Here is a 9,348-nt window from a genome sequence, read left to right on the forward strand (position 1 = left end):
TAGGCTACCTTTTCAAAAATAGCTGTGTTATAGTTTCGCGCCTTTTGAAGGCAGCCAGATCCCATCAGGGATAAGAAGTAAACAAAGCGGAGCACTAAGATGATCCAGATGCAAAGTATGCTGGGTGTTGCCGACAACTCCGGCGCTCGCAGTGTAATGTGTATTAAGGTTCTGGGTGGTTCGCACCGCCGTTATGCCGGCATCGGCGACATCATCAAGGTTTCCATCAAGGAAGCCATTCCTCGCGGTAAAGTGAAGAAAGGTGATGTGTATAACGCGGTGGTCGTACGCACCCGTAAAGGCGTTCGTCGTCCGGACGGCTCTGTCATCCGTTTCGACAACAATGCGGCTGTGTTGCTTAACAACAACCAACAGCCAATCGGTACTCGTATTTTTGGCCCGGTGACCCGTGAACTCCGTAACGAGAAGTTCATGAAGATTGTGTCCCTGGCACCCGAAGTACTGTAAGGAGTCGAACGATGGCAGCTAAAATCCGTCGCGAAGACGAAGTAATTGTTCTTACCGGCAAAGACAAGGGCAAGCGTGGCAAAGTCACTCAAGTCCTGATTGCAAAAGGTAAGGTAATCGTGGAAGGCATCAACCAGGTGAAGAAACACCAAAAGCCGGCACCCGCACTGGGTCAGGCTGGCGGCATCGTCACCAAAGAAGCCCCCATCGATGTATCTAACGTCGCGCTGTTCAACTCTGCCACTGGCAAGGCTGACCGCGTTGGTTTCCGGATTGAAGACGGCAAGAAAGTCCGTTTCTTCAAATCCACCGGCGAACTTGTGAAGTAATTGGAGTTTAACGATGGCGAAACTGCATGATTACTACAAATCCGATGTAGTAAATGAACTGTCCAAGCAGTTCGGTTACAAGACTATCATGCAAGTCCCTCGGATCGAGAAAATCACCCTGAACATGGGTGTTGGTGAAGCGATCTCTGACAAGAAATTGCTGGAAAATGCTGCTGCCGATATGGCTGCCATTTCCGGTCAGAAGCCGCTGATCACCAAAGCACGCAAATCTGTTGCGGGCTTCAAGATTCGTGAAGGCTACCCGATAGGTTGTAAAGTAACCCTGCGTGGCGAGCGTATGTGGGAGTTCCTGGAACGGCTGATTTGCATCTCCGTACCGCGTATCCGTGACTTCCGTGGTCTGAACGCCAAGGCGTTCGATGGCCGTGGTAACTACTCCATGGGCGTGCGTGAGCAAATCATCTTCCCGGAAATCGACTATGACAAGGTCGATCGCGTCCGTGGTCTGGATATCACCATCACCACTTCCGCGAATACCGACGAAGAAGGCCGTGCTCTGCTGGCTGCCTTTAACTTCCCATTCCGCAAGTAAGGTTAGGGTTATGGCTAAAACATCCATGAAAGCACGTGAAGCAAAGCGTGCGAAGCTGGCAGCCAAGTTCGCGACCAAGCGTACCGAGCTGAAAGCTATCATCGTTGATATGAACGCTTCTGAAGAAGCGCGTTGGGATGCTGTCTTGCAACTGCAACAGCTGCCCCGTGATTCCAGTCCGTCCCGCCAGCGTAACCGTTGCAACATCACTGGTCGTCCGCACGGTTTCCTGCGGAAGTTTGGCCTCTCTCGCATCAAGGTGCGTGAGCATGCCATGAAGGGCGAAATTCCGGGCCTCAAAAAGGCCTCTTGGTAAGAATCTCGGGAGTTAGACTATGAGCATGCAAGATCCGATCGCGGATATGCTGACCCGCATCCGTAACGGTCAGGCGGCGAGCAAAGTTGCGGTTTCCATGCCTTCTTCCAAGCTGAAAGTGGCTATCGCCAAAGTGCTGAAAGAAGAAGGTTACATCGCTGGCTACAACGTAGCTGGTGACGTGAAACCGGAACTGGAAATCGAACTGAAGTATTTCCAGGGCAAGCCGGTTGTAGAACTGATCCAACGCGTGAGCCGTCCCGGCCTGCGTATTTACAAGCGCACTACTGATCTGCCGAAAGTCATGGGCGGTCTCGGTGTTGCTATCGTGTCCACGTCTAAAGGTGTGATGACCGACCGTGCTGCCCGCAAGGCAAGCATGGGTGGTGAGATCATCTGCTACGTCGCTTAATAGGAGGTCGGAAATGTCTCGCGTTGCTAAGGCACCCGTCACTATTCCTGCTGGCGTAGAGGTGACTCTGAACGGCCAAGAACTGTCCATCAAAGGTGGCAAGGGTTCCCTGGTTCGTTCCATCCACGCCGGTGTAGAAGTGACCAAAGAAGACAATGTACTGAAGTTCGCCCCGCGCGATGGCATCGCTGGTGCTGACGCTCAGGCCGGTACTGCCCGTGCATTGGTCAATAACATGGTAGTCGGTGTTACCCAAGGCTTCGAGCGCAAGCTGCAGCTGGTTGGTGTAGGTTACAAAGCCTCCATCAAGGGCAATGCTGTTGCGCTGGCACTGGGCTTCTCTCACCCGGTAGAGCATGCGCTGCCGGCTGGTGTCACCGCTGAATGTCCGTCCGCCACCGAGATCGTTCTGCGTGGTGTGGACAAGCAGCTGGTTGGCCAAGTCGCCGCCGATATCCGTGCTTACCGCGCTCCGGAGCCCTACAAGGGCAAGGGTGTACGCTATGCCAACGAGCAAGTGCGTACTAAAGAAGCTAAGAAGAAGTAAGGTAACACTATGGACAAGAAAGCAGCTCGTCTCCGTCGTGCTACTCGTGCTCGGAAAAAGATGCAGGAACTGGGAGCTACCCGTCTGGTTGTTCACCGTACCCCGCGTCATATCTATGCGCAGGTTATTGCAGCCAACGGTTCCGAAGTTCTGGCCTCTGCTTCCACAGTAGAGAAAGCCATCAGTGAAGCTCTGAAATACACCGGTAACGCAGATGCTGCTACCGCTGTAGGTAAGGCTATCGCTGAGCGTGCTATTGCCAAAGGCGTTCAGAACGTATCTTTCGATCGTTCCGGTTTCAAGTATCACGGTCGTGTAGCCGCTCTGGCTGCCGCTGCTCGTGACGCTGGTCTTCAGTTCTAAGCTAGGAGTCGAAGATGGCTAAAGTCGAATCTCAAGCCGGCGAACTGCAAGAAAAGCTCATTGCAGTAAACCGTGTTTCGAAAACTGTTAAAGGTGGTCGTATCATGTCCTTCACCGCGTTGACCGTGGTGGGTGATGGTAACGGCCGTGTAGGTTACGGTTACGGTAAGGCACGTGAAGTTCCGGCCGCCATTCAAAAGGCGATGGAACAGGCTAAGCGTAACCTGAACAAGGTTGAGCTGAACAACGGCACCCTGCACCACCCGGTGCGTGGCGTTCACTCTGGTTCCACCGTGTTCATGAAGCCGGCCTCCCAAGGTACTGGTATCATTGCAGGCGGCGCCATGCGTGCCGTACTGGAAGTTGCTGGTATCCACAACGTGCTGGCCAAGACCTACGGTTCCACCAACCCAATCAACGTTGTTCGCGCAACTGTCGACGCTCTGGTTCACGGTCAATCACCGGAACAGATCGCGGCCAAGCGTGGTCTGCGCGTTGAAGAAATTCTGGGGTAATGCGACATGGCTAACACTGTAAAAGTAACTCAAACTCGCAGCTCTATCGGCCGTCTGCCAAAGCACAAGGCGACTCTGCGTGGTCTGGGTCTGCGTCGCATTGGTCACACCGTTGAGCTGGAAGATACTCCCTGCGTACGCGGCATGATCAACCAGGTTTATTACATGGTTAAGGTGGAGGGCTAAGCATGCGTCTGAATACTCTGTCTCCGGCCGCTGGCTCCAAGCGCGTCAAGCACCGTCCGGGCCGTGGTATCGGTTCTGGTCTGGGCAAGACCGGTGGTCGTGGTGTTAAAGGTCAGACCTCTCGTTCCGGTGGCGGCAAGGTCCGCAACGGTTTCGAAGGCGGCCAGATGCCTTTGAAAATCCGTCTGCCGAAGTTCGGTTTCTTCTCTCGCAAATCTTTGGTTTCTGCCGAAGTGCGCCTGAACGAAATCGCCCTGGTAGAAGGTGATGTGGTCGACGTGAGCACTCTGAAGCAAGCCGGTGTTATTACCAAAAACATCGTGTTCGCTAAAGTTGTTCTGTCTGGCAACATTGACCGTGCTGTGACCGTTCGTGGTCTGTCCGTCACCAAGGGTGCACGTGCAGCCATCGAGGCCGCTGGCGGTAAAATCGAGGAATAATCAGTACAATGGCTAAGAAACCAGGATTGGATGTTAAAGCACAAGGTGGTCTGAGCGAACTGAAGAGCCGTCTGCTCTTCGTTCTCGGGGCAATTATCGTGTTCCGTGCAGGCTCTTATGTGCCGATCCCTGGTATTGACGCCGCCGTACTGGCCGAGTTGTTCCAACAACAGAAGGGCACCATCATTGAGATGTTCAACATGTTCAGTGGTGGTGCACTCTCGCGTGCTTCTATTCTTGCACTGGGGATCATGCCGTACATTTCGGCGTCGATTATTATCCAGCTGCTGACTGTGGTTCACCCTGCTCTTGCTGAACTCAAGAAAGAAGGTGAATCCGGCCGTCGCAAGATTAGCCAATATACCCGTTGGGGCACGCTGGTTTTGGGAACGTTCCAGGCCATTGGTATTGCAACAGGTCTGCCGAATATGATGCAAGGACTCGTGACTCATCCGGGTTTGGGCTTCTATTTCACAGCCGTTGTGAGTCTGGTCACCGGTACCATGTTCTTGATGTGGTTGGGTGAACAGATTACCGAGCGTGGGATTGGTAATGGTATCTCGTTGATTATCTTCACAGGTATCGTCGCCGGTCTGCCTCATGCCATTGGCGCTACGGCCGAACAGGCACGTCAAGGGGAATTGCACATCCTGCTGTTGTTGTTGCTGGGCTTGATTGTTTTCGCTGTGACTTACTTTGTGGTGTTCGTGGAGCGTGGTCAGCGTCGTATCGTCGTTAACTATGCCAAGCGTCAACAAGGCCGCCAGGTATTCGCTGCGCAAAGCACACACCTGCCGTTGAAAGTGAATATGGCCGGTGTGATTCCTGCGATTTTCGCATCCAGCATCATCCTCTTCCCGGGTACCATTACCTCCTGGTTTGGTCAGGGCGAGGGCAAGATCGCTGACATTCTGCAACAGGTCTCTATGGTCCTGCAGCCGGGTCAGCCCTTGTACGAGATGCTCTATGCAGCAGCCATTATCTTCTTCTGCTTCTTCTATACCGCGCTGGTGTTCAACCCCCGCGAGACAGCAGATAACCTGAAGAAGAGTGGAGCCTTTATCCCGGGGATCCGCCCGGGCGAGCAGACAGCACGTTACATCGATAAGGTTATGACTCGCCTGACATTGGCAGGTGCGCTCTATATTACCTTTATCTGTCTGGTACCCCAGTTCCTGATGACTGCCTGGAACGTACAGTTCTACTTCGGTGGCACCTCGCTGCTGATTATCGTGGTAGTTATCATGGACTTCATGGCTCAGGTTCAGACCCATATGATGTCTCATCAATATGGCGACGTCCTGAGGAAGGCCAACCTGAAGGGCTACGGCCGCTAAAGGTCGGCGTAGTTACGGAGTTAAGCAATGAAAGTTCGTGCTTCCGTTAAGGCAATCTGCCGTAACTGCAAAATCATCAAGCGTCACGGTGTGGTGCGTGTGATTTGCAGCGAGCCAAAGCATAAACAGCGCCAAGGCTAATTTTTTACGGTTAGTACTTGCAACAAATAGTTGTGCTGGCTAATATAGCCAGCCAACTTTTGTTGTGTATTGGTTGACCGCCACGTATCCGCTCACGGGCTTTGTGGTGGTCGTTATCTACTATATGTAGGAGTGAATAGTGGCCCGTATCGCTGGCATTAACATTCCTGACCATAAACATGCAGTCATTGCACTGACTGCTATTTATGGCGTCGGTCGTACCCGCTCCAAGGCCATCTGTGCCGCAGCCGGTATCGCTGAGAATGTGAAAATTAAAGACCTGGACGAAGCTCAGATCGAGAATCTGCGTGAACAAGTAGGTAAATTCACCGTCGAAGGTGACCTGCGTCGTCAGATTTCCATGAACATCAAGCGATTGATGGATCTGGGTTGCTACCGTGGTTTGCGTCACCGTCGTAGCCTGCCTGTTCGTGGTCAACGTACCAAGACCAACGCTCGTACCCGTAAGGGTCCGCGCAAGGCTATCAAGAAGTAACGGGAAGGTAGAAAATGGCTAAAACTCCGACTCGTGCTCGCAAGCGCGTTAAAAAGCAAGTGAGCGACGGTATTGCGCACGTTCATGCATCTTTCAACAACACAATCGTGACCATTACTGACCGTCAGGGCAATGCTCTGTCTTGGGCTACCTCTGGTGGTTCCGGTTTCCGTGGTTCCCGTAAGTCCACTCCGTTTGCTGCCCAGGTAGCTGCTGAGCGTGCTGGTGAGATCGCCAAAGAATACGGCGTGAAGAACCTGGAAGTCATGGTCAAAGGTCCGGGTCCCGGTCGTGAGTCTTCCATCCGCGCTCTGAACGCGGCTGGTTTCCGCATCACTAACATTACTGATGTGACTCCGATCCCGCACAACGGTTGTCGTCCTCCCAAGAAGCGCCGCGTGTAACGCTGTAGCTACTTGGTCTAGGATTGTTGGAGAAAGAAGATGGCAAGATATATCGGTCCTAAGCTTAAGCTTAGCCGTCGTGAGGGCACCGACCTCTTCCTGAAGTCTGGTGTTCGTGCGATTGATTCTAAGTGCAAGATTGACACCGTTCCTGGTCAACACGGTGCGCGTAAAGCGCGTCTGTCCGACTACGGTGTGCAACTGCGCGAGAAACAAAAAGTACGTCGTATCTACGGCGTATTGGAAAAACAGTTCCGCAACTACTACCGCGACGCTGCCCGTCAAAAGGGTAACACCGGTGAAAACCTGTTGCAGCTGCTGGAAGGTCGTCTGGACAACGTCGTCTACCGCATGGGCTTCGGCGCCACTCGTGCTGAATCTCGTCAGCTGGTGAGCCACAAAGCCATCATGGTAAACGGCCGCGTTGTGAATGTTCCTTCTTTCCAGGTATCCCCTGAGGACGTGATCTGCGTTCGCGAGAAGGCTAAGAAGCAAGCGCGTATCAAAGCTTCCCTGGAAGTTGCTGGTCAGCGCGAGAAGCCGACTTGGGTAGAGGTTGACGCTGCTAAGATGGAAGGTGCCTTCAAGCGCCTGCCGGAGCGTTCCGACCTGTCTGCCGACATTAACGAACAGCTGATCGTCGAGCTTTACTCCAAGTAAAGCTAGCTTCTAAAGAGAGGACACAATGCTGGGTTCTGTAACAGATTTTCTTAAACCGCGGCTAGTTGACATCGAGCAAGTTAGCCCGACTCACGCGAAAGTGACTCTCGAGCCGCTTGAGCGTGGCTTTGGCCACACGCTGGGCAATGCCCTGCGTCGTATTTTGCTGTCATCTATGCCCGGTTGTGCGGTTACTGAAGTCGAGATCGACGGAGTACTGCACGAGTACAGCAGCAAAGAAGGTGTACAGGAAGACATTCTTGAAATCCTGCTCAACCTGAAAGGTATCGCTGTGAAGCTGGAAGGCAAGGACGAGGTAACTCTGTCCCTGACCAAGTCTGGAACAGGCCCCGTTACCGCTGGTGATATCACTCACGGTGATGAAGTCGAGATCGTAAACCCGGAGCACGTAATCTGCCACCTGACTGGTGCAAATGCTGAGATCAGCATGCGCCTGAAAGTTCAGCGCGGTCGTGGTTATGTGCCTGCTTCTGCTCGTGTTCACAACGATGATGAAGAGCGTCCCATCGGTCGCCTGCTGCTGGACTCCGCGTTCAGCCCCATCGTTCGCATCGCCTACAATGTCGAGGCGGCACGTGTGGAACAGCGCACCGACTTGGACAAGCTGGTTATCGACATGGAGACCAATGGTACTCTGGATCCGGAAGAAGCCATCCGTCGTTCCGCCACTATTCTGGCAGAGCAACTGGAAGCCTTCGTGGATCTGCGCGATGTCAGCGTGCCCGAGAAGAAAGAAGAGAAACCCGAGTTTGATCCGATTCTGCTGCGTCCTGTCGATGATTTGGAGCTGACAGTTCGTTCAGCGAACTGTCTGAAGGCAGAAGCTATCCACTATATTGGTGATCTGGTACAGCGTACCGAAGTTGAGTTGCTTAAGACTCCTAACCTCGGTAAGAAGTCCCTGACTGAGATCAAGGACGTGTTGGCCTCCCGTGGTCTGTCTCTTGGCATGCGCCTTGAGAACTGGCCGCCCGCCAGCATCGCTGACGAGTAATCCAGATTACGGGTTTCACAGATTTAGTTAGAAGGATAAGGTCATGCGCCATCGTTTGAGTGGTCGTCAACTGAACCGGAACAGCAGCCATCGTCAGGCTATGTTCCGCAACATGGCCAGCTCCCTGGTTCGTCATGAGATCATCAAGACGACTCTGCCTAAGGCAAAAGAGCTGCGTCGTGTAGTTGAACCGCTGATCACCCTTGCCAAGACTGATAGCGTTGCTAATCGTCGCCTGGCATTTGCCCGTACTCGCGATAACGCGATCGTGGCTAAGCTGTTCAATGAACTGGGCCCGCGCTACCTGGAGCGCGCCGGCGGTTATACTCGCATTCTGAAATGCGGTTTCCGTGCTGGCGACAACGCTCCTATGGCTTACATTGAGCTGGTAGACCGCCCGGCCGCTGCTGAAGCAGCTGCTGAGTGATAAAAGAAAAAGCCGGGCTTGTCCCGGCTTTTCTTTTAGTTGATTCTGATACTGCCTCTACTGCCTCTACTGCCTCTACTGCCTCTACTGCCTCTACTGCCTCTACTGCCTCTACTGCCTCTACTGCCTCTACTGCCTCTACTGCCTCTACTGCCTCTACTGCCTCTACTGCCTCTACTGCCTCTACTGCCTCTACTGCCTCTACTGCCTCTACTGCCTCGTTTTGTAAGTGAGAGATGATTTTTCAATAGTCTCTATATTTAAGTCGTTTATCTCTGCCTAAACGACAGGGGTTCTGTTGCATAGCCCAGAGTAGGGCAATGTCATCCTTCATTTGTCGTATAAGTAGGCCATGAGTCATGGAGTGTGGCGGCTATAGTGCCGTTGAGGACTTCTCCTGTGGATAAGGTTGTATAAAAGCTGTGCTTGGACATGAATAACTAAAAAAGTGCCGATTTTTGCAATTTTATTGCAGGGGAGGGGTTGCCAGAACGAATTCGCTCCCTATAATGCGCCTCCATCGACAGGGCAAGCGGCAACGCAAACAAGCCGGTCGATAGCCTCGAAAAGCCTGTAAAAATAAGGCTTGACTCGAGAAGGCGGTTGAGTAGAATGCCACTCCCGCAGCAGCCAAAAGCTGTGTTGCTCTTTAACAATTTGAATCAAGCAATCTGTGTGGGCACTCACAGCATCGAGCATCAAAAACAATTTTTGATTTTCAATGTCTGATGAAGTGACC

Annotated in this window: 18 protein-coding genes; 17 read left to right on the forward strand and 1 reads right to left on the reverse strand. The window is 52.8% G+C overall.

The genetic code is table 11. From position 1 onward, the window contains the following. Positions 1-99 precede the first annotated feature (99 nt). The 17 genes from rplN to rplQ all read left to right on the forward strand — a co-directional run bounded on the left by rplN (position 100) and on the right by rplQ (position 8,609). Positions 100-468 carry a 50S ribosomal protein L14 gene (gene rplN, locus AB5Y64_RS13935; RefSeq protein WP_005307975.1) on the forward strand — a complete coding sequence of 123 codons (369 nt, stop codon included), beginning with the start codon at positions 100-102 and terminating at the stop codon, positions 466-468. An 11-nt stretch (positions 469-479) separates the two neighbouring features. Next, entirely contained in the window at positions 480-797 is a 318-nt protein-coding gene (gene rplX, locus AB5Y64_RS13940) for a 50S ribosomal protein L24 (RefSeq protein WP_201871944.1), read from the forward strand. A gap of 13 nt (positions 798-810) precedes the next feature. Continuing rightward, positions 811-1,350 carry a 50S ribosomal protein L5 gene (rplE, locus tag AB5Y64_RS13945; protein WP_005331162.1) on the forward strand — a complete coding sequence of 180 codons (540 nt, stop codon included), beginning with the start codon at positions 811-813 and terminating at the stop codon, positions 1,348-1,350. A gap of 10 nt (positions 1,351-1,360) precedes the next feature. Then, positions 1,361-1,666, forward strand: coding sequence for a 30S ribosomal protein S14 (gene rpsN / locus AB5Y64_RS13950; RefSeq protein ID WP_005331161.1), 306 nt, complete (start codon positions 1,361-1,363; stop codon positions 1,664-1,666). 19 nt (positions 1,667-1,685) lie between these two features. Beyond that, complete coding sequence (gene rpsH, locus AB5Y64_RS13955; RefSeq protein WP_010672564.1) at positions 1,686-2,078, forward strand: 30S ribosomal protein S8; 393 nt, start codon at positions 1,686-1,688, stop codon at positions 2,076-2,078. Between the two features lie 13 nt (positions 2,079-2,091). Then, on the forward strand, positions 2,092-2,625 hold the full coding sequence (gene rplF, locus AB5Y64_RS13960) for a 50S ribosomal protein L6 (RefSeq protein WP_010672565.1): 534 nt from the start codon (positions 2,092-2,094) through the stop codon (positions 2,623-2,625). Positions 2,626-2,634: 9 nt separating this feature from the next. Further along, complete coding sequence (rplR, locus tag AB5Y64_RS13965; RefSeq protein WP_010672566.1) at positions 2,635-2,988, forward strand: 50S ribosomal protein L18; 354 nt, start codon at positions 2,635-2,637, stop codon at positions 2,986-2,988. Between the two features lie 14 nt (positions 2,989-3,002). After that, entirely contained in the window at positions 3,003-3,503 is a 501-nt protein-coding gene (gene rpsE / locus AB5Y64_RS13970) for a 30S ribosomal protein S5 (protein ID WP_005340605.1), read from the forward strand. A 6-nt stretch (positions 3,504-3,509) separates the two neighbouring features. Then, positions 3,510-3,689 (forward strand): 50S ribosomal protein L30, encoded by a 180-nt coding sequence (gene rpmD, locus AB5Y64_RS13975; RefSeq protein ID WP_005307985.1) that lies wholly within the window; start codon positions 3,510-3,512, stop codon positions 3,687-3,689. Positions 3,690-3,691: 2 nt separating this feature from the next. Beyond that, complete coding sequence (rplO, locus tag AB5Y64_RS13980) at positions 3,692-4,129, forward strand: 50S ribosomal protein L15 (protein ID WP_005307987.1); 438 nt, start codon at positions 3,692-3,694, stop codon at positions 4,127-4,129. An 8-nt stretch (positions 4,130-4,137) separates the two neighbouring features. Continuing rightward, a complete protein-coding gene (gene secY, locus AB5Y64_RS13985) occupies positions 4,138-5,466 on the forward strand; it encodes a preprotein translocase subunit SecY (RefSeq protein ID WP_010672567.1) in 1,329 nt (442 codons plus the stop codon). 27 nt (positions 5,467-5,493) lie between these two features. Continuing rightward, positions 5,494-5,607 (forward strand): 50S ribosomal protein L36, encoded by a 114-nt coding sequence (gene rpmJ, locus AB5Y64_RS13990; protein ID WP_005319705.1) that lies wholly within the window; start codon positions 5,494-5,496, stop codon positions 5,605-5,607. A 139-nt stretch (positions 5,608-5,746) separates the two neighbouring features. Then, a complete protein-coding gene (rpsM, locus tag AB5Y64_RS13995; protein WP_024944692.1) occupies positions 5,747-6,103 on the forward strand; it encodes a 30S ribosomal protein S13 in 357 nt (118 codons plus the stop codon). 14 nt (positions 6,104-6,117) lie between these two features. Beyond that, entirely contained in the window at positions 6,118-6,507 is a 390-nt protein-coding gene (rpsK, locus tag AB5Y64_RS14000) for a 30S ribosomal protein S11 (RefSeq protein WP_005319702.1), read from the forward strand. 39 nt (positions 6,508-6,546) lie between these two features. Next, complete coding sequence (gene rpsD, locus AB5Y64_RS14005) at positions 6,547-7,167, forward strand: 30S ribosomal protein S4 (protein ID WP_010672568.1); 621 nt, start codon at positions 6,547-6,549, stop codon at positions 7,165-7,167. Between the two features lie 25 nt (positions 7,168-7,192). Further along, positions 7,193-8,182 carry a DNA-directed RNA polymerase subunit alpha gene (gene rpoA, locus AB5Y64_RS14010; RefSeq protein WP_005307997.1) on the forward strand — a complete coding sequence of 330 codons (990 nt, stop codon included), beginning with the start codon at positions 7,193-7,195 and terminating at the stop codon, positions 8,180-8,182. A gap of 43 nt (positions 8,183-8,225) precedes the next feature. After that, on the forward strand, positions 8,226-8,609 hold the full coding sequence (gene rplQ, locus AB5Y64_RS14015) for a 50S ribosomal protein L17 (RefSeq protein ID WP_005307999.1): 384 nt from the start codon (positions 8,226-8,228) through the stop codon (positions 8,607-8,609). A 504-nt stretch (positions 8,610-9,113) separates the two neighbouring features. Here the strand turns inward: rplQ and AB5Y64_RS14020 are convergent. Next, positions 9,114-9,348, reverse strand: a 235-nt coding sequence (locus AB5Y64_RS14020; protein WP_368204012.1) for a hypothetical protein, incomplete at its 5' end; no start/stop codon positions are given.

It is taken from the genome of Aeromonas sp. R5-1 (assembly GCF_040908265.1).
GTDB lineage: Bacteria > Pseudomonadota > Gammaproteobacteria > Enterobacterales > Aeromonadaceae > Aeromonas > Aeromonas caviae.

What these genes read in the sequence shown, in the direction of transcription:
- rplN (WP_005307975.1), top strand. Translation starts at nt 100, where the DNA reads ATGATCCAGATGCAAAGTATGCTGGGTGTTGCCGACAACTCCGGCGCT.
- rplX (WP_201871944.1), top strand. Translation starts at nt 480, where the DNA reads ATGGCAGCTAAAATCCGTCGCGAAGACGAAGTAATTGTTCTTACCGGC.
- rplE (WP_005331162.1), top strand. Translation starts at nt 811, where the DNA reads ATGGCGAAACTGCATGATTACTACAAATCCGATGTAGTAAATGAACTG.
- rpsN (WP_005331161.1), top strand. Translation starts at nt 1,361, where the DNA reads ATGGCTAAAACATCCATGAAAGCACGTGAAGCAAAGCGTGCGAAGCTG.
- rpsH (WP_010672564.1), top strand. Translation starts at nt 1,686, where the DNA reads ATGAGCATGCAAGATCCGATCGCGGATATGCTGACCCGCATCCGTAAC.
- rplF (WP_010672565.1), top strand. Translation starts at nt 2,092, where the DNA reads ATGTCTCGCGTTGCTAAGGCACCCGTCACTATTCCTGCTGGCGTAGAG.
- rplR (WP_010672566.1), top strand. Translation starts at nt 2,635, where the DNA reads ATGGACAAGAAAGCAGCTCGTCTCCGTCGTGCTACTCGTGCTCGGAAA.
- rpsE (WP_005340605.1), top strand. Translation starts at nt 3,003, where the DNA reads ATGGCTAAAGTCGAATCTCAAGCCGGCGAACTGCAAGAAAAGCTCATT.
- rpmD (WP_005307985.1), top strand. Translation starts at nt 3,510, where the DNA reads ATGGCTAACACTGTAAAAGTAACTCAAACTCGCAGCTCTATCGGCCGT.
- rplO (WP_005307987.1), top strand. Translation starts at nt 3,692, where the DNA reads ATGCGTCTGAATACTCTGTCTCCGGCCGCTGGCTCCAAGCGCGTCAAG.
- secY (WP_010672567.1), top strand. Translation starts at nt 4,138, where the DNA reads ATGGCTAAGAAACCAGGATTGGATGTTAAAGCACAAGGTGGTCTGAGC.
- rpmJ (WP_005319705.1), top strand. Translation starts at nt 5,494, where the DNA reads ATGAAAGTTCGTGCTTCCGTTAAGGCAATCTGCCGTAACTGCAAAATC.
- rpsK (WP_005319702.1), top strand. Translation starts at nt 6,118, where the DNA reads ATGGCTAAAACTCCGACTCGTGCTCGCAAGCGCGTTAAAAAGCAAGTG.
- rpsD (WP_010672568.1), top strand. Translation starts at nt 6,547, where the DNA reads ATGGCAAGATATATCGGTCCTAAGCTTAAGCTTAGCCGTCGTGAGGGC.
- rpoA (WP_005307997.1), top strand. Translation starts at nt 7,193, where the DNA reads ATGCTGGGTTCTGTAACAGATTTTCTTAAACCGCGGCTAGTTGACATC.
- rplQ (WP_005307999.1), top strand. Translation starts at nt 8,226, where the DNA reads ATGCGCCATCGTTTGAGTGGTCGTCAACTGAACCGGAACAGCAGCCAT.